General features: G+C 68.8%; 19 protein-coding genes. 5 read left to right on the top strand and 14 right to left on the bottom strand.

The genetic code is table 11. The features are described from left to right. Window positions 1-211 precede the first annotated feature (211 nt). Both CAL25_RS03530 and CAL25_RS03525 read left to right on the top strand, forming a co-directional pair. Window positions 212-1078, top strand: coding sequence for an ATP-binding protein (locus tag CAL25_RS03530; RefSeq protein WP_094798531.1), 867 nt, complete (start codon window positions 212-214; stop codon window positions 1076-1078). Continuing rightward, window positions 1071-2033 carry a Nudix family hydrolase gene (locus CAL25_RS03525; RefSeq protein WP_094798530.1) on the top strand — a complete coding sequence of 321 codons (963 nt, stop codon included), beginning with the start codon at window positions 1071-1073 and terminating at the stop codon, window positions 2031-2033. Before CAL25_RS03530 ends, CAL25_RS03525 begins: the two co-directional genes overlap by 8 nt. A 115-nt stretch (window positions 2034-2148) precedes the next feature. Here the strand turns inward: CAL25_RS03525 and CAL25_RS03520 are convergent, their stop codons facing one another. The 7 genes from CAL25_RS03520 to CAL25_RS03490 form a co-directional block, all read right to left on the bottom strand. Continuing rightward, entirely contained in the window at window positions 2149-3690 is a 1542-nt protein-coding gene (locus CAL25_RS03520) for an efflux transporter outer membrane subunit (RefSeq protein ID WP_094798529.1), read from the bottom strand. Continuing rightward, a complete protein-coding gene (locus tag CAL25_RS03515; RefSeq protein WP_094798528.1) occupies window positions 3687-6845 on the bottom strand; it encodes a multidrug efflux RND transporter permease subunit in 3159 nt (1052 codons plus the stop codon). The genes CAL25_RS03520 and CAL25_RS03515 overlap by 4 nt, the downstream gene beginning before the upstream one ends. After that, window positions 6842-9949, bottom strand: a complete 3108-nt coding sequence (locus tag CAL25_RS03510) for an MdtB/MuxB family multidrug efflux RND transporter permease subunit (RefSeq protein WP_094798527.1) — start codon at window positions 9947-9949, stop codon at window positions 6842-6844. Before CAL25_RS03510 ends, CAL25_RS03515 begins: the two co-directional genes overlap by 4 nt. 6 nt (window positions 9950-9955) lie before the next feature. Further along, window positions 9956-11242, bottom strand: coding sequence for an MdtA/MuxA family multidrug efflux RND transporter periplasmic adaptor subunit (locus CAL25_RS03505; RefSeq protein WP_094798526.1), 1287 nt, complete (start codon window positions 11240-11242; stop codon window positions 9956-9958). 462 nt (window positions 11243-11704) lie between these two features. Next, on the bottom strand, window positions 11705-12457 hold the full coding sequence (zapD, locus tag CAL25_RS03500; RefSeq protein WP_094798525.1) for a cell division protein ZapD: 753 nt from the start codon (window positions 12455-12457) through the stop codon (window positions 11705-11707). A 76-nt stretch (window positions 12458-12533) separates the two neighbouring features. Next, on the bottom strand, window positions 12534-13184 hold the full coding sequence (gene coaE, locus CAL25_RS03495) for a dephospho-CoA kinase (RefSeq protein WP_094798524.1): 651 nt from the start codon (window positions 13182-13184) through the stop codon (window positions 12534-12536). A gap of 25 nt (window positions 13185-13209) precedes the next feature. Continuing rightward, a complete protein-coding gene (locus CAL25_RS03490; RefSeq protein ID WP_094798523.1) occupies window positions 13210-14013 on the bottom strand; it encodes a prepilin peptidase in 804 nt (267 codons plus the stop codon). A 187-nt stretch (window positions 14014-14200) separates the two neighbouring features. Here CAL25_RS03490 and CAL25_RS03485 point away from each other — a divergent pair, with 187 nt between their 5' ends. Continuing rightward, the gene (locus CAL25_RS03485; protein WP_141217881.1) at window positions 14201-14953 is read left to right on the top strand and encodes a copper resistance protein NlpE N-terminal domain-containing protein; all 753 of its coding nucleotides are present in this window, start codon (window positions 14201-14203) and stop codon (window positions 14951-14953) included. 59 nt (window positions 14954-15012) lie between these two features. Here the strand turns inward: CAL25_RS03485 and CAL25_RS03480 are convergent, their stop codons facing one another. The 4 genes from CAL25_RS03480 to CAL25_RS03465 form a co-directional block, all read right to left on the bottom strand. Next, window positions 15013-15435 (bottom strand): response regulator transcription factor, encoded by a 423-nt coding sequence (locus CAL25_RS03480; RefSeq protein ID WP_249278929.1) that lies wholly within the window; start codon window positions 15433-15435, stop codon window positions 15013-15015. 120 nt (window positions 15436-15555) lie between these two features. Beyond that, window positions 15556-16398, bottom strand: coding sequence for a pantoate--beta-alanine ligase (gene panC, locus CAL25_RS03475; protein WP_094798522.1), 843 nt, complete (start codon window positions 16396-16398; stop codon window positions 15556-15558). A gap of 103 nt (window positions 16399-16501) precedes the next feature. Then, window positions 16502-17392, bottom strand: coding sequence for a segregation and condensation protein A (locus CAL25_RS03470; protein ID WP_094798521.1), 891 nt, complete (start codon window positions 17390-17392; stop codon window positions 16502-16504). 31 nt (window positions 17393-17423) lie between these two features. Continuing rightward, entirely contained in the window at window positions 17424-17612 is a 189-nt protein-coding gene (locus tag CAL25_RS03465; protein ID WP_094798520.1) for a DUF3460 family protein, read from the bottom strand. Window positions 17613-17818: 206 nt separating this feature from the next. On the opposite strand from CAL25_RS03465, the gene CAL25_RS03460 reads away from it, so the two are divergent. Then, complete coding sequence (locus CAL25_RS03460) at window positions 17819-19276, top strand: DHA2 family efflux MFS transporter permease subunit (protein ID WP_094798519.1); 1458 nt, start codon at window positions 17819-17821, stop codon at window positions 19274-19276. Further along, the gene (gene glpK, locus CAL25_RS03455) at window positions 19266-20789 is read left to right on the top strand and encodes a glycerol kinase GlpK (protein ID WP_094798518.1); all 1524 of its coding nucleotides are present in this window, start codon (window positions 19266-19268) and stop codon (window positions 20787-20789) included. The genes CAL25_RS03460 and glpK overlap by 11 nt, the downstream gene beginning before the upstream one ends. 89 nt (window positions 20790-20878) lie before the next feature. On the opposite strand, the gene CAL25_RS03450 is transcribed toward glpK, so the two are convergent. The 3 genes from CAL25_RS03450 to CAL25_RS03440 all read right to left on the bottom strand — a co-directional run bounded on the left by CAL25_RS03450 (window position 20879) and on the right by CAL25_RS03440 (window position 23340). After that, window positions 20879-21304 (bottom strand): CopD family protein, encoded by a 426-nt coding sequence (locus CAL25_RS03450; protein ID WP_249278949.1) that lies wholly within the window; start codon window positions 21302-21304, stop codon window positions 20879-20881. A gap of 64 nt (window positions 21305-21368) precedes the next feature. Beyond that, window positions 21369-22385 (bottom strand): Bug family tripartite tricarboxylate transporter substrate binding protein, encoded by a 1017-nt coding sequence (locus CAL25_RS03445; RefSeq protein WP_094798516.1) that lies wholly within the window; start codon window positions 22383-22385, stop codon window positions 21369-21371. A 214-nt stretch (window positions 22386-22599) separates the two neighbouring features. After that, complete coding sequence (locus CAL25_RS03440) at window positions 22600-23340, bottom strand: amino acid ABC transporter ATP-binding protein (protein ID WP_094798515.1); 741 nt, start codon at window positions 23338-23340, stop codon at window positions 22600-22602. Between the last annotated feature and the right edge of the window lie 36 nt (window positions 23341-23376).

Genomic DNA, 23376 nt, shown 5'->3' with positions numbered 1-23376 from the left:
CCGGGGCCCTGAATGCCGCGCCCGTCGTGAGGGCGCGCCCCGGCGGGAGAGCCAGCCATCCGTGGCTCCCCCGCCGGCCCTGCTTGCAGCGCGTCGCAGTACCCCGCCGGCGCGTTCCGTCCGCCTGCCACCCCATCCCCTGCGTGGCCGCGCAGACGACCGTCCGTAACCGCCGGCGTGCCCTTCGAGCCGCCCCACCAGGAATTCCGCAGTGAGCACATCCGACTTCACCCAATTGCTGGCCCGCGCCGAGCGCGTGCTCGCCCAGCTCGAGGCCTGGCTTCCCGCCGCCCCGCCCGAGATCGACTGGTCCGCCCATGCGTACCGCTGGCGCAAGCGCGGCGCGCGCGGCTGGCTCGATGCCGTGCGCCATGTCTCGCGCATCCAGACCGGCGATCTGCAACACATCGAGCGCCAGAAAGAGATCATCGAACGCAACACGCGCCAGTTCCTCGCCGGCAAGCCCGCCAACAACGTGCTGATGACCGGCGCGCGCGGCACCGGCAAGAGCTCGCTGGTCAAGGCCATGCTGGCCGAGCACGGCGACGCCGGCCTGCGCCTGATCGAGGTCGACAAGGCCGACCTCGGCGACCTGCCCGATATCGTCGAGCTGGTCGCGCCGCGCGCCGAACGCTACATCGTGTTCTGCGACGACCTGTCGTTCGAGGAAGGAGAAGCCGGCTACAAGGCCCTGAAGTCGGTGCTCGACGGCTCGGTGTCGGCCTCCGGCGACAACGTGCTGATCTACGCCACCTCCAACCGGCGTCATCTCATGCCCGAGTACATGAGCGAAAACCTCCAGGCCCGCCACCAGGCCGATGGCGAGATCCATCCCGGCGAGACCGTCGAAGAAAAGATCTCGCTGTCCGAGCGCTTCGGGCTGTGGCTGTCGTTCCATCCGTTCCGCCAGGACGACTACCTCGACATCGTCTATCACTGGCTGCGCGAGCTCGGCTGCCCGTCGGAGCAGATCGAAGCCAGCCGCACCGAGGCCCTGCAGTGGGCGCTCGAGCGCGGCTCGCGTTCGGGCCGCGTGGCCTATCAGTTCGCGCGTGACTGGGCGGCCCGCCATGTCTGACAAGATCATCGATGTCGCCGCGGGCCTGATCCTGCGGCCCGACGGCCAGTTGCTGCTCGGCCAGCGGCCCGAGGGCAAACCGTGGTCGGGCTGGTGGGAACTCCCCGGCGGCAAGCTCGAGCCCGGCGAAACGGTGCTGCAGGCGCTCGCGCGTGAGTTGCAGGAAGAGCTGGGCATCCGCGTGACCGAGGCGCGGCCGTGGGTGACCTACGTGCACGCCTATCCCCACACCACCGTGCGCCTGGCCTTCTGCCACGTCACGGGCTGGGAGGGCGAGCCGACGGGTCTCGAGAACCAAAGCCTGCGCTGGGTCGATCCGGCCCACGCGGGCGAGGTCGGCGACCTGCTTCCGGCCACGCTGCCGCCGCTGCGCTGGCTCCAGCTACCCACCCGTTACGGCATCAGCGCCATCGGCACGCCCGAGGCGCTGCCGGCCTGGCTCGAACGCCTGGACCGCGCGCTCGCGGACGGCCTCAAGCTCGTGCAGTGGCGCGAGCCCGGCTGGCCCGAAGGCGCCGACGCGGCGTCGCTGCACGCGGCGCTTCAGCTCACGCTCAAGCGTTGCCGCGCGGCCGGCGCGCGCGTCCTGGTCAATAGCATGCATCCGCGGGCCTGGTGGATCGAGGCCGACGGCGTGCATCTGCGCGCCGCCGATGCGGCGGCACTGTCCGAACGCCCGGCGCTCGGCGACGGCGCGCTCGTCGGCGTTTCCGCGCACGACAATGCCGAGGTGGTGCATGCGCGCACCCTCGGCGCGGATTTCGCCGTGCTGGGCCCCGTACTGCCCACCGCTAGCCATCCCGGTCAGCCGGCGATCGGCTGGGACGGATTCGTGCAGCACAATCGCGACGCGGGGCTGCCGGTCTATGCGCTGGGCGGCCAAGGCGCCGCCACGCTGCGCGACGCGCAGCAGCATGGCGCACATGGCATCGCGGGGATCCGCGGGCTGATCTGACGCTTGGCGCCGGCGCAATGACGTCGGTGCCGGTGCCGCGCCAGGCAGCCGCACGGAGCAGCCGCGCGACGGCCGTTGCGGCATCAGCCGCCGCGGCGGCCGATGCCGCAACGCCTTAACGCGGTGCGGCGGCGGGTGTCGGTGTCGGCGGTGTCGGCGCCCCGGCGCCGACCGGCGGCGCCGGCTGCGTGGGCAGCGGCGAGCGGTCGGCCTCCGGCAGACCTTCCCAACCGCCGCCCAGCGCGGCGATCAGCTGCACGCTGGCGTTGAGCCGGTTGCCCAGCAGCGACAAAGCATTGCGCTCGGCATTGAGCGCGGTGGCCTCGACCACGGCCACGCTCAGATAGTCGACCAGCCCGGCCTCGTATTGATTGCGCGTGAGCCGCAGGGATTCGCGGGCCGACGTGAGCGCGCGACGCTGCACCTCCTGCTCCTGCGCCATCACACGCAACTGCACCAGATAGTCTTCGACCTCGCGCAGCGCCACCAGCACGCTCTGCCGATAGGCGGCCGCCTGGGCATCGTAGCCGGCGCGGGCGGCCGCGATCTGCGATTCGCGCGCGCCGCCGTCGAAGATCGTCATGGCCAGTGCGGGGCCGAGCGACCAGAAGCGCGCGGGCGCCGTCAGCAGGTCGGCGAACTGGCCGCTGCGGAAACCGCCCGAGGCCGACAGCGTCAGCTCCGGGAACCACGCCGACACGGCCACGCCGATCTGCGCGTTGGCGGCGGCCGCGCGGCGCTCGGCGGCTGCCACGTCGGGACGGCGTTCGAGCAGCGTGGCGGGCAGCGCCACCGGAATCTCGGGCAACTGCTGCGTGAACGGGGCGGGCGGCAACGCAAAGCGCGACGGCGCCAGGCCCACGAGCACCGCGATGGCGTGCTCGAACTGCCCGCGCTGCCAGTCCAGATCGATCGACTGGGCGCGCGTGTTTTCGAGCTGCGTCTCGGCGACGGCCACGTCGGCCTTGCCCACCACACCCGCCTCATAGCGGTTGCGCGTGAGCTGCAGCGAGCGCTCATAGGCCGCGACGGTCGCGTCGAGCAGGCGCTTCTGTTCGTCCAGGATGCGCAGCTGGAGATAGTTCTGTACCAATGCCGATTGCGCGCTCAGCCGCGTGGCGGCAAGGTCGGCGCCGCTGGCGGCCGCGGTTGCGCGGCTCGCCTCGACCTCGCGCCGGATGCGGCCCCACACGTCGAGTTCCCAGCTGACGCTGCCGCTCAGCGAATACTGGTTCGCCACATTGGAGCCGACACTGGTCGACTGCGAACCCGCGCTGCTGCCCGAGCGCGTGGCGCCGGCATTGGCGCCCACGATGGGGAAGAAGTTGGCGCGGGCCGTGCCGACCAGCGCCTGCGCCTGGCGGAAGTTGGCCTCGGCCTGCACGATGCTCTGGTTGGACGCCGCGAGGTCGGCCATCAGGCCGTCGAGCGTGGCATCGCCATACACGCGCCACCACTGTCCGCGATCGGCCTGATCGGCGGGTTGCGCCGGCTTCCAGCCCGGCACCACGCCCTCGCCTTCTTTGAAACCCGTGCCCACGTCGATCGCCGGGCGCTGGTAATCCGGGCCCACCGCACAACCGGCCAGAAGCGCGCACAAAGCCAGCGGCGCGAGGCGCGGCGTGAGGACGGAAGCGAAAGCGTGAAGTCGGGTCATGGATGCGGGGTCGGGACAGTGGCCGTGCCGGCGCGGCGGCGGGCGGCCCAGAGACGAAGACGATCGAGATAGAGATACACCACCGGCGTGGTGTAGAGCGTAAGGATCTGGGACAGTACCAGACCGCCCACGATGGTGATGCCCAGCGGCCGGCGCATTTCCACGCCCGCGCCGGTGGCGAGCATCAGCGGCAACGCACCGAAGATGGCCGCCAGCGTGGTCATCATGATCGGGCGAAACCGCGTGAGGCAGGCCTGGTAGATCGCGTCGCGCGGCGCCATGGCCTCGCGCCGCTCGGCGTCGAGCGCGAAGTCCACCATCATGATGGCGTTCTTCTTCACGATGCCGATCAGAAGAAACACGCCGATCAAGGCGATCAGGGTGAACTCGGTATTGAGCAGCATCAGCGCCAGCAGCGCGCCGATGCCGGCCGAGGGCAGCGTCGACAGAATCGTGAGCGGGTGCACGAAGCTCTCGTACAGCATGCCCAGCACGATATACATCGCCACCAGCGCCGCCAGAATCAGCCAGGGTTGGCGCGCGAGCGTTTTTTGAAGCTCGGCCGCGGTGCCCTGGAAGCCCGCCTGGATCTGGTCGGACGGCAGGCCGATGCGGGCCACCGCGGCGTCGATCGCGGCCGTGGCCTGCTCGAGCGACACGCCCGGCGCCGTGCCGAACGAAATCGTATCGGCCACGAACAGCCCCTGATGGCTCACCGACAGCGGCGCATTGCCGACCTCGAGGCGCGCGAACGACGACAGCGGCACGCGGCTGCCGTCGGCCGTCACCACATTAAGCTGCTTGAGCGAGTCGGCGTCTTCGGCGAAGCGCTGATCGACGCCCATCACCACGTGATACTGGTTCAGCGGGCCGTACATCACCGACACCTGGCGCTGGCTGTACGAGTTGTTCAGCACTGCCGCGATCGCCGACATATCGATGCCCAGCCGCGTCGCGGCCTCGCGATCGATCACGAGGTTGATCTGCCGGCCCTTGTCCTCGACATCGGCGTCCACGTCGACGAGCTCGGGCAGCTCGCTCATGGCGCGCTGCACGCGTGGCATCCAGGTCCGCAGCAACTGCAGGTCGCCCGACATCAGCGTGTAGTCGTACGAGCCCGTGCTTTGGCGGCCGCCGATGCGGATGTCCTGCTGCGCCACCAGGAACAGCTGCGCGCCGGGCTCGCGCATCAGCCGGCCGCGCAGGCGATTGATCACCGTGTCGGCGCTCACGCCGCGCTCGGCCAGGGGTTTGAGCTGGATCTGCAGAAAGCTGGTGTTGCTGCCGCCGCGCCCGCCGGCATAGGCCGTGATGCTCTGCACCGCCGGATCGGCCTGGATCACCTTGCGGAAATACTCGAGCTTGGGCACGGTGGCCGAAAACGAGGTGCCCTGGTCGACGCGGAAGAATCCCAGCAGCTGCCCGGTGTCCTGCTGCGGCAGGAAGCCCTTGGGCACGGCGCTGTAGAGGTAGACGTTCAGCGCGATCGTGCCGGCCAGGATCAGCAACATCAGCCGGCCGTGCGCGAGCGCCCACGACAGCGAGCGGGCATAACCGGCGCCCATGCCGTCGAAGAATCGGGTGAAGCCGCGCCCGATGGCGTCACGCGTGGCGCGCCAGCGCGATCGGCGCGGCGGCGCGTCGGCCGCGGCGTCCGGCTCGGGGCCCGGCTTGGGCTCGGCGCGCAGCAGCCGCGCGCACATCATCGGCGTGAGCGTCAGCGACACCACCAGCGACACCAGGATGGCCGCCGACAGCGTCACGGCGAATTCGCGGAACAGCCGCCCGATGATGCCGCCCATCAGCAAGATGGGGATGAACACCGCGACCAGCGACAGGCTCATGGAGAGCACCGTGAAGCCCACCTCGCGCGAGCCCCGCAGCGCGGCCCGCATCGGGCTCATGCCCCGCTCGATGTGGCGCATGATGTTCTCGAGGACCACGATGGCGTCGTCGACCACGAAACCGGTGGCCACGATCAGCGCCATCAGCGAAATCGTGTTCAGGGTGTAGCCGCACAGATGCATGATGCAGAAGGTGCCGACCAGCGACACCGGCACGGCCACCGACGGGATGATGGCCGCGCGCCAGCGCCGCAGGAACAGCAGCACCACCAGCACCACCAGCCCGACGGCGATCGCGAGGGTCAGCTCGGCCTCGTGCAGCGAGGCGCGGATGCTGGGCGTGCGATCCTGCGCCACCACCATGTTCACGTCGCCGGGCAGAAACGCGCTGAGCTGCGGCAACTGGGCATACACCTCGTCGACCGTCTCGATGATGTTGGCATCGGCCTGACGCCGCACGATCAGAATGATGGCGTTGCGATCGTTGTAGAAGCCGGTCTGGAAGAGATCCTCGACCGAATCTTCGACCGTGGCCACGTCCGACAGCCGCACGGCCGCGCCATCACGCCACGCGACGATCAGCGGGCGGTAGTCTTCGGCCTTGTTGAGCTGGTCGCTGGCCATGATCTGCCAGTGATACTCGTCGTTTTCCAGAAAGCCCTTGGGCCGGTTGGCATTGGCGCTGGACAGGGCCTGCCGGACCTCGTCGAGCGCCACCCCGCGGTTGGCGAGCGCGCCAGGAATCAGGCTCACGCGCACCGCCGGCAGCGAGCTGCCGCCCACCGTCACCTCGCCCACGCCTTTGATCTGCGCGAGCTTCTGCGCCACGATGGTCGAGGCCAGATCGTAGAGCTGCCCCTGGGTGAGCGTCTCGGAGGTCATCGCCAGCGTCATGATGGGCGCGGCCGAGGGGTTCGCCTTGTGATAGGTCGGGTTGCTGCGCAGGCTGGTCGGCAGCAGCGAACGCGCCGCGTTGATCGCGGCCTGTACGTCGCGGGCGGCGCCGTCGATATCGCGCGACAGATCGAACTGAAGCGTGATGCGGGTCGAGCCCTGCGAACTGCGCGACGTCATTTCGGTCACGCCCGCGATGCTGCCCAGCGAACGCTCGAGCGGCGTGGCCACGCTCGAGGCCATCGTCTCCGGGCTCGCCCCCGGCAGGCTCGCGCTCACCGAAATCGTCGGGATATCCACCTGCGGCAGCGGCGCCACCGGCAACAGGCGAAACGCCAGGATGCCCGCCAGCACCAGCCCCAGGCACAGCAGCGTGGTGGCGACCGGCCGGACGATGAAGGGCGCCGAGAGGTTCATGGCCGCGCCGGTTCGCGCGTCGCGCGCTCGGGTTGGCCGCCGCGCCAGCGTTGCGCCATGCGATCGAACATCAGATAGATCACCGGCGTGGTGAAGAGCGTGAGCACCTGACTCACCAGCAGGCCGCCGACCATGACCAGACCCAGCGGCTGGCGCAGCTCGGCGCCGGTGCCCGTCGACAGCATCAGCGGCAACGCACCGAACAGCGCCGCGAGCGTGGTCATGAGGATGGGGCGGAAGCGCAGCAGCGCCGCCTCGTGGATCGCCTCACGCGGCGCCAGCCCGCGCTTGCGCTCGGCATCGAGGGCGAAGTCGATCATCATGATCGCGTTTTTCTTTACGATGCCGATCAGCAGGATGATGCCGATGATGCCGATCATGTCGAGGTCGGTGCCGCTGAGCATGAGGGCGAGCAGGGCCCCCACGCCGGCGGACGGCAAGGTCGACAGAATCGTGATCGGATGGATATAGCTCTCGTAGAGCACGCCCAGCACGATGTACATCGTGACGATGGCCGCCAGGATCAGCCATAGCGTGCTCGACAGCGAACTCTGGAACGCCAGCGCCGCGCCCTGAAAGCGCGTCTCCACGCCGTCCGGCATGCCGATCTCGTGCTCGGCGGCCACGATGGCCTGCACGGCATCGGACAGCGACGCGCCGGGCGCCAGATTGAACGACAGCGTGGTCATCGGAAATTGATTGAGCCGGTTGACCGCCAGCACCGTCCGGCCTTCGGTCACGTGCGCGACCGACGACAGCGGCACCTGCCCGCCCGAAGAGGTCGGCACGCGGATCTGATCCAGCGCGGCGGCCGACGCGCGGAACTGCGGCTCCACCTCGAGCACCACGCGGTATTGATTCGACTGCGTGAAGATGGTCGTGATCAGCCGCTGGCCGAAGGCGTCGTAGAGCGCCTCGTCGATGGTGGCCGCCGTGATGCCCAGCCGCGAGGCCGCGTCGCGATCGATCTGCACCCAGGTCTGCAGGCCCTCGTCCTGGAGGTCGTGCGTCACATCGGCCAGCAAGGGCACGGTGCGCAGCTTCTCGACCAGCTTGGGCGCCCATTCGCTCAACACCGAGAGATCGGGGTTGGAGAGCGTCATCTGATACTGCGTGCGCGCCACGCGATCTTCGATGGTGAGATCCTGCACCGGCTGCACGTACAAGGTGATGCCGTTGTTCAGGCCATGCACGGCGTCCTGCAGCCGCCGCGTGACCACGGCCAGCCCGTCCCGCTCGCCTTGCGGCTTGAGCGCGATCTGCATGCGGCCGGCGTTCAGCGTGGCATTGCTGCCGTCGACCCCGATGAACGACGACACCGCCGCCACGGCGGGATCCTGCATGATGCGGGCTGCGGCCTGCTGCTGGCGTTGCGACATCGCCGCGAACGAGGTGGATTGCGGCCCCTGCGTGATGGCCTGCAGCAGCCCGGTGTCCTGCTGCGGGAAAAAGCCCTTGGGGATCATGATGTACAGCAGCACCGTGATCGCGAAGGTGGCCACGGCCACCAGCAGCGTCGCCACCTGGTGGTTGAGCACCACCTTCAGCATCGCGTCGTAGCGGGCGATCACGCGGTCGATGAAGGCGCCGGTGGTCCGATGGAAGCGGCCATACTGCATCTGCGATTCGGGCTTGAGCAGACGGGCGCACATCATCGGCGTGAGCGTGAGCGAGATCAGCAGCGAGATCATGATCGCCACCGCGAGCGTGACGGCGAACTCGCGGAACAGCCGACCCACGACCTCGGTCATGAAGAGCAGCGGTATCAGCACCGCGATCAGCGACAGCGTGAGCGAGATCAGCGTGAAGCCGATCTGCGCGGCGCCCTTGAGCGCCGCGTGCAACGGGCTCTCGCCCTCCTCGATATGCCGCGCGATGTTCTCGATCATCACGATGGCGTCGTCGACCACGAAGCCGGTGGCGATGGTCAGGGCCATCAAGGTGAGGTTGTTGAGCGAAAACCCCGCGAGATACATGATCCCGAAGGTGCCGATCAGCGACAGCGGCACCACCACGCTCGGGATGAACGTGGCCGTGGCGCTGCGCAGAAACACGAAGGTCACCAGCACCACGAGGCCGACCGCAAGCAGCATCTCGTGCTGCACGCTCTTGATCGAGTCACGGATGGTCTGGGTGCGGTCGGACACCACCGTCAGGTCCAGCGTGGCCGGCATCGCCGAGCGCAGCTGCGGGATCAGCGTGTAGATGCGATCGACCACGTCGATCACGTTGGCGCCGGGCTGACGCTGGATGTTGAGCAGGATGGCGGGTTTGTCGCCGGCCCAGGCCGCCTGCCGCGTGTCCTCGGCGCCCTCGACCGCCCGCGCCACGTCCGACAGCCGCAGCGGCGCGTTGTTGCGATAGGCGATGATGAGGTCGTTGTAATCGGTGGGCGTCTTGAGCTGGCTGTTGGCGTCGATCGTGGTCGAGCGCAACGGCCCGTCGAGGTTGCCCTTGGGCTGATTGACGTTGGCGCCGACCACGGCCGTGCGCAGATCGGACAGCGCCAGGCCGGCCGAGGCCAGCGCCTTCGGATTGACCTGCACCCGCACGGCGGGCCGCTGCCCGCCCGCCACGCTGACCAGGCCCACGCCCGGGATCTGCGAGAGCTTCTGCGCCATCCGGGTGTCGACCAGATCGCGCACCTGCGGCAGGGGCATCGTGGGCGAGGTGATGGCGAGCGTCAGCACGGCCGCGTCGGCCGGGTTCACCTTGTTATAGGTCGGCGGCACAGGCAGATCGCTGGGCAGCAGATTGGATGCGGCGTTGATCGCCGCCTGGACCTGCTGCTCGGCCACGTCGAGCGAGAGGTCCAGGCTGAACTGCATGGTGATGACCGAAGCGCCGCCCGAGCTGGACGACGACATCTGGTTGAGCCCGGGCATCTGCCCGAACTGCCGTTCGAGCGGCGAGGTCACCAGGGAGGTCATCACGTCCGGGCTCGCGCCGGGATAGAGCGTGACGACCTGGATGGTGGGATAGTCGACCTCGGGCAGGGCCGAGACGGGCAACAGGCGGTAGGCGATCAGACCGGCGATCAGAATGGCCACCATCGCCAGGGTGGTGGCCACCGGCCGCAGGATAAACAGGCGCGATGGGTTCACGACGGTCTACCTGCCCGCGCCGGCGGGCCGCTTGATCGTGGACGGATTGGTGCCGGCCGGCGCGCCCGCGCCGAGCGATGCGCCCGGCAGGGCCGGGACGTTGGCGTCGGCGCCCGCCACCACATCGACCTTGCTGCCGGTGCGCAGGCGGTCGGTGCCTTCGATCACGACCTGATCGCCCGGCGCCAGGCCTTCGTTGACGGCGACCCAGCCCTGGTCGATGGTGCCCAGCTTGACCGGCCGCACGGCCGCGGTCTTGTCGGCCTGCACCAGGAAGACGAACGAGCCGACCGACCCCTGCTGCACGGCGACCGTCGGGATCGCGGTCACGTTGGCGCGGCGTTCGACCAGCAGACGGATGTTGACGAATTGATTGGGGAACAGCGTCTGCCCGGCATTGGCGAAGCGCGCTTTGAGCTTGACGGTGCCGGTCGCGACGTCGATCTGGTTGTCCACCGTCTCGAGTTCGCCCGTGGCGATCATGCGGGTGTCGGCGCGATCGTAGGCCTGGACCTGCAGCTTGCGCCCCTCGCGCAGCTGCGCCAGCACATCCGGCAGCTGGGTCTCGGGCAGGGTGAAGATCACGGCGATGGGATCGGTCTGGGTGATGACCACCAGACCATTCGTGTCGCCACTGGAGATCAGGTTGCCCTGATCGACCTGACGCAGGCCCAGGCGACCGGAGATCGGCGCGGTGATGCGGGAGTAGGCCAACTGCAGCTTGGCGTTGTCCACCGCGGCCTGATCGCTCTTGACCGTGCCCTCGTACTGGCGCACCAGCGCGGCCTGCGTGTCGAGCTGCTGGCGCGCGATCGAATCCTGCTTGAAGAGCGTCTGGTAGCGCGTGAGATCGCGCCGGGCGTTTTCGAGCTGCGCGCGGTTCTGCATCTGAGTGCCCTGCGCCTGGGCGAGCGCCACTTCGTAGGGCCGCGGGTCGACCTGGGCCAGCACCTCGCCTTCGTTCACGAACTGGCCTTCCTGGAAATTCACTTTGACCAGCTCGCCCTCGACGCGGCTGCGCACGGTGACGGTGTTGTAGGCCGTTACGGTGCCCAGCGCCCGCAGCACGATGTCGAAATCCTGAGAACGCGCCGCGCTCACCTTGACCGGCACGGCCATGTTCATCATGCCCGCCGGCCCACCCGACATGGCGCCGCGGCGGCCTCGCTGGGTCTCGTCGGCGGCCGGTCGCCAGATCAGCCAGGCGGCCAGCGCGACCAGCAGCAGCACGACGACGATCCCGATGATGCGCTTCCTGCGGGACGACGACGGGGCGGGCGAGAGTTCAGACATGAGGCTTCCGGACGCGAGGGCACAATAAGAATCGCCTATTGTCCCCCAGAGAGATGAAAAATAGCGGGCGATCGCGGTGAAATGAAATCGCCCGCAACAGGTTGTCAGCCGATCGGGCCGCCCTGGGCGATCCGGCGGGCCTTAGCAGGCGGCATTCCCGGGGTGTGGCCGCGTCGCGCCCTCACGATGAGCGGGCTGGACGAGGCGCCGCGCCGGGCGCCGCTGCGCCGGGCGCCGCCGCGCCGGAGAAGGACACGCGCGGCCTGACCTGAGTGCGGCCGTCCGAGCCGGGGTGCGGCCGGCCAGAACCGGGCACGCGCAGCCGACCCGAGAGGCCGAGCGTGCGCCCCCCGAGGCAAGCCGCGCGCCCGGTCCGGGCCTAGGGCGTACAGGCGCGGGTGGCGAGGCGCGACGCGCGCCGCCGGACGGGATTGTGCAAAAGGGGAAGGAAGAGGAAGGCGCTCAGGCGGTGCACAGCGACATCTGGAACGGCACGTCGCGACCCACCTGTTGCGGCTTGACGCCGCCATCCTGGACGGAAAAGCGGATCCAGACCATGTACTTGTTGGCGCTGATTTCCGGAAACACGCCTTGCTCCGGATCCACCCAGACGCGCAGCAGCTGGAAGGTCTTGCCGGCCAGCATCTGCTGGTAGGCGCCCTGTTCGGCGGCGATGTCGGCGCGGCGTCCCGATTCGCGCAGCAGCCGCAAGGCCATGGCGAGGCCCTCGGCCAGCGGCATCAGCGGTGCGATCCAGGCCTGGAGGTCGGCACGGCGCGCGGCCTCCGGTTTGTGTTGCCAGGCGTGATACGACGGCATGTCGACCTGCGTGGCGCCGCCCGGCACGGCCAGACGGCCGCGCAGGCTCACGAGCCATTCGTTTTCGCGCAGGGATTGGCCGGTCTTGCCCTGGGCCTGCAGTGCCCCGACCACGCGCTCCATGTCGGAGAGCATGATCTCGAGCGCATCCTGGGCCACGCCGGGGTGGTCGCGCAGCGCGACCAGGCTGGTGCGCTGGCGCTCCAGATCCTGGAGCACGGCGCTCTTCATGTCGGTGCGTTCGCCGGCCTCGAGAATGTCGAACAACGTGGCGACGGCGATCTGGTGCATCCGCGCGTCTCCCTCGCCAGCGAAGAACGCCAATCTGTCGAACAGATACTCCAGCCGCAGATAAGCGCGAATACGCTCGTTGAAGGGATATTCAAAAAGAATCACGCTGATCTGAGCCTATTGACGCTAACGATGAGTCTTGTAGGGCGGCGTGCGGACACGGGGCCCGCAAGCCAGATGCTCAGGGTCGCGGTGCCTGTTGCCCGACGTGCACGGCCCGGTCCTTGGCGCCCGCCAGCTCGAGCCAGCGGTCATGCAGCGCGCGCGCCCGTTCCATCAGCTGAAGCGGGGTGGTCGCGCCGTCGTTGACGATGACATCATCGGCGGCGGCGAGCCGGGTGGCGCGCGGCACTTGCACCGCCATGATACGACGGATGGCCTCCGGCGTCAGCCCGCTGCGCCGCCCCACCCGCTCGACCTGGGTATCGGGATCGCAGTCGACCACGCAGATGCGGTCGACCCGCTCGCGCCAGCGCCCGGACTCGACCAGCAGCGGCACCACGAAGACCTGGTAGGGCGCGCCGGCGGCGGCTTCCGAGGCGCGCACGGTCGCCGCGGTAATGAGCGGATGCAGGATGGCCTCGAGACGGCCGCGGGCCTCGGGGTCGCGGAACACCAGCTCGCGCATCCAGGCGCGGTCCAGTGCGCCGGACGGGTCGGCGGCCACCGGGCCAAAGCCGGCCACGATCGCGGCCATCGCGCCGCCGCCCGCCGCGGTGAGGCCGCGCGAGATGTCGTCGGTGTCGATGACGGCGGCGCCCCATTCGGCGAGCAGGTCCGCCACGCGGGTCTTGCCCGAGCCGATCCCCCCCGTCAAACCGATGCTGTACATATCAAGTGCATCCAAAAGAAAAAACTCAGCCTATCAGCGGCAGGCCGCGGTCGTGCATGAACAGCTCCAGCAGGCCCGCGCCGGCAAGAAAAGGCGCGAAAGGCAGCGGCTGACCGCGCTCGACCCGGCCGGCCCGGCGCAGCATCCAGCCCACCAGCACCCCCGAAAGCGACGCCACCAGCAGCACGCCGGGCAACGCGCCCAGGCCGAGCCAGGCCCCCAGCGCCGCACTTAATTTGAAATCACCATAACCCATGCCGTCGCGACCGGTGCACAGGCGAAACACGTGAAACACCAGCCAGAGGAACAGGTACCCCGCGACGGCGCCGAGCACGGCCTGCGGCAGCGGCACGAAGCCGTGGTGCAGATTCACGAGCAGCCCGGCCCAGGCCAGCGGCAGCGTGAGCACGTCGGGCAGCAGGCCCACGCGCAGGTCGATCCAGGCCAGCGTGAGCAGCGCCGCGCACAGGGCCATCGCGGCCAGGGCGGCCAGGCTCACGCCGAAGCGCCACAGGCAGGCGACAAATAGCGCCGCGCACGCGCACTCCATGAGGGGCAGCGCCCAGCCCGGGCCGAAGCCCTGGCGCCCGGCCCGGGCGCGCCGGCCGATATGCCCGGCGCGCGCGAGCCACCACCCGGCCAGCGGCCAAGCACGCAGCCGCTCGCCGCGCAGCGGGCGCGGCGTCGCCAGCCCGCCGCGCCATGCGCGCCGCAGCGCCACCGGCAGGCGGTACACCACCAGGGTCAGGATCCCGCCGACGGCCAGGCCCAGCAATGCAGCCAGCGCGGCAGCCCAGACCGGATTCCATTGCAGCTCATGCCAGATCATCGGATCGTCCAGTGGGTGGGTTGTTGCGCCACCCGGCGCAGACCCCACGCGGCATTATTCCGTCAGGCGCAAAAATCATCAAACGCGGGGCCCGGCCGGCGGCGCGGCGCCGGCCGGGCCAGCGTATCGGATATGCGCAGATATGCGTAGAATTAGCGACAGACCAAGAACCTTCCGGACGTGCGCCATGCCTGCCCAGCCTCCCGCCCATCGCTCCACCGGCCGCACGCTGGCCCCGTATGCCGCCCTCGCCGCCATCGCCGTTCTGGCGGGCTGCGCCCAACAGCGCACCGAAGGCTATTACAACCCGCCCGGTGAAAGCACCATCACCGACGCCCAGTACCAGGGCCAGGCCGCCGGCTACCGCACGGTCGTGCACGCGCCGTCGCAGTTGCAGATCGAGCTCAAGCCGCGCCAGCCCAATCCGCAACAACAACAGCAGAACCCGGCCAACGGCCCGGTCGCCGAAGACGGCCAGGCCATCCCGCAGGGCGAGGGCTCGGGCGGCGGTAGCGCCGCCGTGGCCGCCGGCACGCCGCGTTCGGCCAATGCCGAGCTGATCCCGCAGGCACAGACCTTCCAGGGCACCCTGCCCTGCTTCGCGACCGCGCTCAATTGCGAAGCCCAGCGCGTCACGCTCACGCTGGCGCCCAACGGCCGCTGGCGCGCGCGCCTCACCTACCTCGAAAACACGCCCGGCAAGACCGCGCCGTCGTACGAGCAAGGCTGCTGGGATGCCACCCAGGAACGCCCGCCGCGCGTGCTGCTGCTCGACGGCGCCGGCAATATGCGCGCCGACCTGAGCATGCCGCTCTACAACACGCTGCGCGTGCGCTCGGTCAACGGCCACACCCCCAATCTCGCGTACACCCTCACGCGCCAGCCCGACCTCGACCCGATCGCCGAGCTCAAGCAGGCCGAGACCCAGTGCCCGGGTTAATGCGGCGCTGAGCCCCGCGCCGGGGGGTTCACCCCTCGGCCGCGGCGCGCACACGCCGATCAACGGGCCCCCTGAGCGGGGCCCGTTTTCATGGGCGCGGCATCAGCCGATCCGGGCAGTACGCCCAAACGATAGGGACACGTGAGGCAGCCGAGCTGCTGCGCGGTGCGCACCCCCATCTTGCGCAGGATGCGCGCGCGGTGCGCCTCGGCCGTGCGCATGGAGATCCCCAGATCGATGGCGATCACTTTGTTGGACTGGCCCGCACTGAGATAAACCAGCACCTGGCGTTCGCGCGGGGTGAGCGGCGCGTAGCAGGCGGGGGGCTCCCGCAATGGGCCCGGCGGAGCCTGCGGCGACATGCCGGCGCCATCGCGCAGGGGCCGCGGCGTGGGCAGGGCAAGCGCGATATGACGAGGCGGGGCCGCGGCCGGGGCCGGGGCCGGCGAGAGCGTCGGGGCTGCGGGCGGGATGTTCCACATGGCGTCTCTCTGCAATGAGCGATTGCAGAGAGTGTGCGCAATGAGCACGCGCCCGCGGAACTGCGGCAACTGACAGGTGTGACGCGATGATCCGGGCGGCCGAGGCCGGCCCGGCAGCGCTCAGACTTCGAGGTTGTCGATCAGGCGGGTGGCGCCCAGCTTGGCGGCGGCGAGCACCACCAGCGGCTCGCCGGCTTCCATCTCGGCCCGCTCGGGCGCCTTCAGGTCGCGCTGGCGGCGCACCGCCACGTAATCGACCTGCCAGCCACGCGCCGCGAGGCGTTCGCGCGCGGCCGCCTCGAGCGCGGGCACGTCGCGGCCGCCATCCAGCACCTGCTGGCGCACGTGCGAAAGGGTGGCGTAAAGCTCGGGCGCTTCGCTGCGCTCCTGCGCCGTGAGGTAACGATTGCGCGACGACAGCGCGAGGCCATCGGGCGCGCGCACCGTTTCGTGGGCGATGATCTCCAGCGGCAGCTGGAACTGGCGCACCATGCTGCGCACGATCATGAGCTGCTGATAATCCTTTTTGCCAAAGACGGCGACGCGCGGCTGCACGCACGAAAACAGCTTGAGCACGACCGTGCACACGCCGGCAAAAAAGCCCGGACGGAACTCGCCTTCGAGAATGTCGCCCAGATCGTCGGGCGGCTGCACGCGGTAGCTTTGCGGCTCGGGGTACATCTCGCGCTCGTCGGGCGCGAAGACCATGTACACGTCGCGGTCGCGGTCCATTTTCTCGACGTCGGCCTGCAGCGTGCGCGGGTAGCGATCGAAATCCTCGTTGGGACCGAACTGCAGGCGGTTGACGAAGATGCTGGTGACGACCGGATCGCCGTGCTGCCGCGCCAGTTTCATGAGTGCCAGGTGCCCCTCGTGGAGGTTGCCCATGGTCGGCACGAAGGCCACGCGGTTTTGCCCGCGCAGGTGGTCGCGCAGGTCTTGAATGGTGTGTACGACTTTCAAGGAAACTCTCCGGTTTCTGACAACGGGCGTCAGCAGCGGGACACGGGCCGGACGCGGCAGCCGCCGTGGCTGACCCGGTGCGGCGGGCCGGCCGGGGCTGCCGTCAGGCGGCGGCGGCCACGCTGGTGTAGGCCAGGCGCACGTAGATCGGCGCGTAGGGTTCGGCCTGCGTGATCTCGAGCAGAGATTCGCGGGCCAGTTCGAGCATGGCGATGAAATGCACGACCACCACGGCCGTCGGCGCGCCTTCGCGGATGCGCTCCAGGAAGAGCTCGCCGAACTCCATGAAGCGCACGTCGTTCAGGCGCCTCAGGATATGGGTCATGTGGTCACGCACCGACAACTGCTCACGCGTGATGTGGTGGTGCTGGTTGAGCTTGGCCCGCTTCATGATGTCGGCCCAGGCGGCCCGCAGATCATCGACGCTCACGTCGGGCAACGCCCGCTCGACGCTGATCTCGGCCACGGCCTGCGATCCATGAAAGTCGCGGCCGATCTGCGGGATTTTGTCGAGGCGCTGGGCCGCGAGCTTCATCTGCTCGTATTCGAGCAGGCGGCGCACCAGCTCGGCACGCGGATCCTCGGGCTCTTCGCCGGTATCCGACTTGCGCACCGGCAGCAGCATGCGCGACTTGATCTCGATCAGCATGGCCGCCATGAGCAGATACTCGGCGGCGAGCTCGAGGTTGTGCACCCGGATCTGATCCACGTACGACAGGTACTGACGCGTGACATCCGCCATCGGGATGTCCAGCACGTTGAAGTTCTGTTTGCGGATCAGGTAGAGCAGAAGGTCGAGCGGCCCTTCGAACGCCTCGAGAAAGATCTCGAGCGCATCCGGCGGGATGTAGAGATCGTTGGGCAGCTGGAACAACGGCTCGCCGTACAGGCGCGCGAACGCCACGCTATCGATGGTATCGGGCGTGGTGTCGACCTGCGGTTGCACCAGCGCGGCCAGATCGTCGCCGGAAATGGAGCCGTTCGGATGAGACATGTAGCCGTGCTCGCGTTACCGGCGCCGTGACTCAGTCGGCCGCGTAGACGTAGGGCCGTTGCGGCACGCGGCCGGCACGGAAACCCTCGAGCAGCTCGGTGTCCTGGGGCTTGTCCCAGAGACGGCCACGGCCTTCGCGCTGACGCTGTTCGACGTCAGGATGAGCGGCCTTGTACTCTTTGAGGAATTGGGTGATTTCGGATTCGTAATTCTTCGCCATGGTGCAACCGCTATGACCAGAGGGTTAGTGGGGGAATGCATCATAGTTTACTGTAGCCGGCGGGACCAGGCCGCCGCCCCCCGCCCCGCAGGGTTCGGACGACGCCTCGGCGTCAGCCGCCCGGCGTTACAATCGTCAGCTCTGCCCCGGGGCCCGCGGCCCCGCATGCATGCCGCCACACGGCAAACCCGCTAGCACCCCGCCACATGCCCGCCGACCCATCTTCCGCCGCCCTGCCCTCCCGTCCCCGAGACCCGGAGGCCGCCCGGGCGGCCAGGATGATTCCATTCATCGTCGGCTGTGCGCTGTTCATGCAGATGCTGGACTCCACGGTCGTGGCGACCGCCCTGCCGGCGATGGCGGCGGCGCTCAATTCGACGCCGGTGCGCCTGAACGTGGCGATCACTTCGTACCTGCTGGCCGTGGCGGTGTTCGTGCCGATCAGCGGCTGGGCGGCCGACCGCTTCGGCGCGCGGCGGGTGTTCATCGCGGCGATCGCGCTGTTCACGTTCAGCTCCATCGCCTGTGCCCTGTCGCGCGACCTGACCGAACTGGTGGCGGCCCGCATCGTGCAGGGCATGGCGGGCGCGATGATGGTCCCGGTGGGACGCATCATCCTGCTGCGCACGGTGCCCAAGGAAGACCTGCTGCGGGCCATGTCGTTTCTCTCGATCCCGGCGCTGCTCGGCCCGGTCATCGGACCGCCCCTGGGCGGCTTCATGGTGACCTACATGTCGTGGCACTGGATCTTCCTGATCAACATTCCGATCGGCATCCTGGGCATCGCCCTGGTGTTGCGCTACGTGCAGGACGTGCGCGAGAAAGACACGCACCGGCTCGACTTCATCGGCTTTCTTCTCAGCGGCATCGCGCTGGCCGCGCTGGTGAGCGGCTTCGAGGCGCTCGGTCACGGCCTGGTCTCGCCGCTCACCCTGGGCGCGCTGCTGGGCGGCGGGCTGCTGTGCGGCGTGCTTTACGTATGGCACTCGCGCCGGGTGGCGCATCCGATCATCGACCTGTCGCTGCTGCGCATTCCCACCTTCGCGATCTCGGCGCTGGGCGGCAATCTGTGCCGCTTCGCGGTCGGCGCCGTGCCCTTCCTGCTGGCCATGCTGTTGCAGGTGGGATTCGGCCTGTCGCCGTTCGAAGCGGGGATGATCACCTTCGCCAGCGCCGCCGGCGCGCTGCTCATGAAATTCGTGGCCGCGCGCATCGTCACCTACTACGGCTTTCGCCGCGTGCTCACGGTCAACGCCGTGCTGACCGGCGTCTTCATCGTGTTCAACGGCGCCTTCACGCCCAACACGCCGGTGTGGCTGATGATCGCCGTGCTGCTGGTCGGCGGCTTCTTCCGCTCGCTGCAGTTCACCGCGGTAAATACGCTAACCTATGCCGACATTCCGCCCGAAAAAATGAGCAGCGCGAGCAGCTTCGCGGCCATGGCCCAGCAACTGGGCATCAGCCTCGGGGTGGGCGTGGCGGCCGTCGCGATCAACGTCAGCATGACCGTGCGCGGCGCCAGCACCCTGGCCATCGGCGACGTGGTCGTGGCGTTCGTGGTGATCGGCCTGCTGTGCACGGCTTCGATGCTCTCGTTCCGCCGGCTTGCGCCGGGCGCGGGCGACCAACTCAACTCCGCCAAGGCTTCACGCAATGACGACTGAATTCGTGCTCGCCCTCGACCAGGGCACCACCAGCTCCCGCGCCATCGTGTTCGACCGCGCCGGCACCGTGCGCGGCCTGGGCCAGCGCGAGTTTCGCCAGCATTATCCGCGTCCGGGCTGGGTCGAACACGACGCCACCGAAATCTGGCACAGCCAGCTCGACGTCGCCCGCGAGGCGCTGCGCAACGCCGGCGCGAGCGCGGCCGACATCGCCGCGATCGGCATCACCAACCAGCGCGAAACCACCCTCATCTGGGAGCGCGCCACCGGCCGCCCGCTCGCCCGCGCGATCGTCTGGCAGGACCGCCGCACCGCGCCGCTGTGCGAGCAATTGCAGGCCGATGGTCACGGCGAGTTTCTGCAGGAGCGCACCGGCCTGGTGGTCGACGCGTATTTTTCGGGCACCAAGCTTGCCTGGCTGCTCGATCACGTGCCCAAGGCACGCCAGATGGCCGAACGCGGCGAACTCGCCTTCGGCACGATCGACACCTGGCTGATCTGGCAACTGACCGGCGGCGCGGTGCACAGCACCGACCCGAGCAACGCCTCGCGCACCATGCTCTACGACATCCGCCGCCAGGACTGGAGCGACGAGATCCTCGAGCTGCTGAACATCCCGCGCGGCATCCTGCCCACCATCGCGCCGAGCAGCGGCGAGGTGGGACGGTCGCTGCCCGAGCTGCTCGGCGGCGCCATTCCCATCGCCGGCGTGGCGGGCGATCAGCAGGCCGCCACCTTCGGCCAGGCGTGCTTCAAGCCGGGCATGGCCAAGAACACCTACGGCACCGGCTGCTTCATGCTGATGAATGTGGGCGGCGAACCGGTCCGTTCGGCCAACAACCTGCTGTCCACGGTGGGCTGGGGCCTGACCGACGGCGGCGCCGACTGGCGCTCCACCTACATGCTCGAGGGCGGTGTATTTCAGGCGGGCGCGGCGGTGCAGTGGCTGCGCGACGGCCTGGGCATCATCCAGCACTCCGAAGACGTCGAGCCGCTGGCCGCGAGCGTGGCCGACACCGATGACGTGTTCATGGTGCCGGCTTTCGCCGGTCTCGGCGCCCCCTACTGGGACCCTTACGCGCGCGGCACGCTGATCGGCCTGACGCGCGGCACCACGCGCGCCCATATCGCGCGCGCCACGCTCGAATCGATCGCGCTGCAAAGCGCGGAGCTGCTCACCTGCATGAACGCCGACAGCGGCATCGCGCTGTCGGAGTTGCGCGTGGACGGTGGCGCCTCGCGCAACGACCTGTTGATGCAGATGCAGGCCGACCTGCTCGGCGTACCGGTGGTGCGCCCGCGCGTGGCCGAGTCCACCGCGCGCGGCGCGGCCGGGCTCGCGGGTCTGGCCGTGGGGTTCTGGAAATCGCTCGACGAGTTCGCCGGGCAGTGGGAAGCCGAACGCACCTTCGAGCCGAGCTGGCCCGCCGAGCTGCGCGAAGCCCGCATGGCGCGCTGGCGCCAGGCGGTGGCGCTCTCCAAGGGGTGGGCGTCGGACGCACCGCGCGGCTGACGGCGCCAGGCACCTGGCCGGCGCGCGGCCTGCGCGGCCTGCGCGGCCTACGCGGCCCGGCCCGGCCTACGCGGCCCGCCCCCGTCACATCAATAGAACGGCTTGGCGAGCGCCAGCAGGATGGCGCCGCTGGCGCCCAGAAACACCAGCACGGCGCCCAGCGCCGCCCAGGCGGGCGGCATGATCGGCGCCGGTCGCAGCAGCCGCGCCAGCCACAGCGTCTGCAGCGCCTGCAGCAGGGTCAGCATCGCCACGATGGCGAGCTTGACGTCCAGCCAGCGGTGGCCGAACCAGCCGACCATCAGCGCGAGCGTGATGCCGAGCATCCAGGTCAGCACCATGGCGGGCACCGTGACGCCCAGATTCCAGCGCGCCAGCCCTTCCAGGAAGCGCCCGGGGGCCTCGCCCTCGGCTCGCGCGGCCGGAAACGACAGCACCGTGGAAAGCAGCAACAGTCCGCCGAGCCAGACGGCCAGCGCGGCGCCGTGCGCCATCTTGATGAACATGTAGGTCATGATGGACAAGGGGCGCCGCCCCGGACCCGCAGGTCTGGCACGACGCCCCCCGAAAAGAACCCGATCAGTTCAGGCTGGCACCCGAGATCTTCACGATCTCCTGGTACTTGTCCTTCTCGGTCTTCACGAAGTTGCTGAACTCGGCCGAGGTCATCGGCTCGGCTTCCGAACCCATGGTGAGCAGGCGCTGGCGCACGTCGGGCTGGCGCAGCGCGTCGACGTAGGCCTTGTTCAGCTTCTCCACCACCGGCGCGGGCGTGCCGCCGGTCGTGAACACGCCGAACCAGGTGCCGAGGTCGAAGCCCTTCACGCCGGCTTCTTCGATCGTGGGCACGTCCGACAGCAGCGACGAGCGCTTCGCGGTCGTGACCGCCAGCGCCTTGACCTTGCCGTCCTTGATGAGAGGCGCGGACGACGCGAGGTTGTCGAACATGAAGTCGGATTGACCCGACAGCAGCGCGAGCTGGGCCGGGGCGGCGCCCTGGTAGGGAATGTGCTCGACCGAGATGCCGGCACGGGCCTTGAGCAGTTCGCCGGCCAGATGGCCCGCGCTGCCGTTGCCGCCGGAGCCGTAGTTCAGGCGGCCCGGGTTGGCCTTGGCGTATTCGATCAGGTCGGCCACGCTCTTGATGTTGTTCTTCGTGGCGAAGTCGTTGTTCATCACGAGCACGTTCGGCACCGAGGCCACGATGGTGACGGGCGCGAAGTCCTTGACCGGGTCGTAGGGCAGGTTGGCGAACAGGAACGGGTTGATCGCGTGCGTGGCGACCGCGCCCATCACCAGCGTGTAGCCGTCGGGCTGCGCCTTGGCCGCCAGATCGGCGCCGATGTTGCCACCCGCGCCGCCGCGGTTTTCCACGATGACGGGCTGGCCCAGCGAAGCGCGCACCTTTTCGGCCAGCAGACGGGCCATGGTGTCCAGCGGACCACCGGGGGGATAGGGCACGACGAAGCGCAGCGGCTTGTTCGGGTAGTCGTCGGCCGCGTAGGCCGGGGCGGATACGGATACGAGCGCGGCCAGGGCCAGCGCGCCGCCCACGAGCGCACGGCGCGTGGTGGATACGACGGAAATGGGCTTCATTTTTGTGAGTCTCCGGAGGTCTGTACTTCTGTGCGGCACGTAGCATACCCCACCGCTCTGTTACCCAATCGGTGAAAACCCGGCTGGGCTGCCCCGTCCTCTGCCCTTTGCCCCACAGGCGCGAGCGCCGCAAATAAAAAGCGGCGCGGGTCCGCGGCGTTGCCGGGAACCGCGCCGCCCTGCCCGGCCGAAGGCCGGGAGCGGGCCAGTCTGCTCAGTGCAGGATCTGGCTCAGGAACAGCTTGGTGCGCTCGTTCTGCGGATTATCGAAGAACTCGTCGGGCGTGTTCTGCTCGATGATCTCGCCGCGGTCCATGAAGATCACGCGGTTGGCCACCTTGCGCGCGAAGCCCATTTCGTGGGTCACGCACAGCATGGTCATGCCGCTTTCCTGGGCCAGGGTCACCATCACGTCCAGCACTTCCTTGACCATTTCCGGATCGAGGGCCGAGGTCGGCTCATCGAACAGCATGATCTTGGGGTGCATGCACAGCGAGCGGGCGATCGCCACGCGCTGCTGCTGGCCGCCCGAGAGCTGGCCCGGATACTTGTTGGCCTGATCCGGAATGCGCACGCGCTCCAGATACTTCATGGCCGTGGCTTCGGCTTCGGCCTTGGGCTTCTTGAGCACCCAGGTCGGGCCCAGCGTCAGGTTTTCCAGCACGGTCAGGTGCGGGAACAGATTGAAGTGCTGGAACACCATGCCCACGTCCTTGCGGATCGTCTCGATCTGCTTCAGATCGTTGGTGAGCTCGGTGCCGTCGACAATGATCTGCCCTTGCTGGTGCTCTTCGAGCCGGTTGATGCAGCGGATCATGGTGGATTTGCCGGAACCCGAAGGTCCGCAAATCACGATCCGTTCACCCTGCGCCACGTCCAGATTGATGTTGCGCAGCACGTGGAACTGGCCGTACCACTTGTTCACGTCCTGCAAGCGAATAATGGCATCCGTCACGCCTTTACTCCCGAAAAATGCCCGCGACCCGATGCA

The organism is Bordetella genomosp. 5 (assembly GCF_002261315.1).
Taxonomy (GTDB): Bacteria; Pseudomonadota; Gammaproteobacteria; order Burkholderiales; family Burkholderiaceae_B; genus Bordetella.
Note: the sequence above shows the minus strand (reverse complement) of the source record. Positions and strands in the feature narration are given on the sequence as shown.

What these genes read in the sequence shown, in the direction of transcription:
- CAL25_RS03505 (WP_094798526.1), bottom strand. Translation starts at nt 11,242, where the DNA reads ATGTCTGAACTCTCGCCCGCCCCGTCGTCGTCCCGCAGGAAGCGCATC.
- CAL25_RS03490 (WP_094798523.1), bottom strand. Translation starts at nt 14,013, where the DNA reads ATGATCTGGCATGAGCTGCAATGGAATCCGGTCTGGGCTGCCGCGCTG.
- coaE (WP_094798524.1), bottom strand. Translation starts at nt 13,184, where the DNA reads ATGTACAGCATCGGTTTGACGGGGGGGATCGGCTCGGGCAAGACCCGC.
- CAL25_RS03520 (WP_094798529.1), bottom strand. Translation starts at nt 3,690, where the DNA reads ATGACCCGACTTCACGCTTTCGCTTCCGTCCTCACGCCGCGCCTCGCG.
- CAL25_RS03460 (WP_094798519.1), top strand. Translation starts at nt 17,819, where the DNA reads ATGCCCGCCGACCCATCTTCCGCCGCCCTGCCCTCCCGTCCCCGAGAC.
- CAL25_RS03450 (WP_249278949.1), bottom strand. Translation starts at nt 21,304, where the DNA reads ATGACCTACATGTTCATCAAGATGGCGCACGGCGCCGCGCTGGCCGTC.
- CAL25_RS03445 (WP_094798516.1), bottom strand. Translation starts at nt 22,385, where the DNA reads ATGAAGCCCATTTCCGTCGTATCCACCACGCGCCGTGCGCTCGTGGGC.
- glpK (WP_094798518.1), top strand. Translation starts at nt 19,266, where the DNA reads ATGACGACTGAATTCGTGCTCGCCCTCGACCAGGGCACCACCAGCTCC.
- CAL25_RS03465 (WP_094798520.1), bottom strand. Translation starts at nt 17,612, where the DNA reads ATGGCGAAGAATTACGAATCCGAAATCACCCAATTCCTCAAAGAGTAC.
- CAL25_RS03515 (WP_094798528.1), bottom strand. Translation starts at nt 6,845, where the DNA reads ATGAACCTCTCGGCGCCCTTCATCGTCCGGCCGGTCGCCACCACGCTG.
- CAL25_RS03485 (WP_141217881.1), top strand. Translation starts at nt 14,201, where the DNA reads ATGCCTGCCCAGCCTCCCGCCCATCGCTCCACCGGCCGCACGCTGGCC.
- CAL25_RS03480 (WP_249278929.1), bottom strand. Translation starts at nt 15,435, where the DNA reads ATGTGGAACATCCCGCCCGCAGCCCCGACGCTCTCGCCGGCCCCGGCC.
- CAL25_RS03470 (WP_094798521.1), bottom strand. Translation starts at nt 17,392, where the DNA reads ATGTCTCATCCGAACGGCTCCATTTCCGGCGACGATCTGGCCGCGCTG.
- CAL25_RS03525 (WP_094798530.1), top strand. Translation starts at nt 1,071, where the DNA reads ATGTCTGACAAGATCATCGATGTCGCCGCGGGCCTGATCCTGCGGCCC.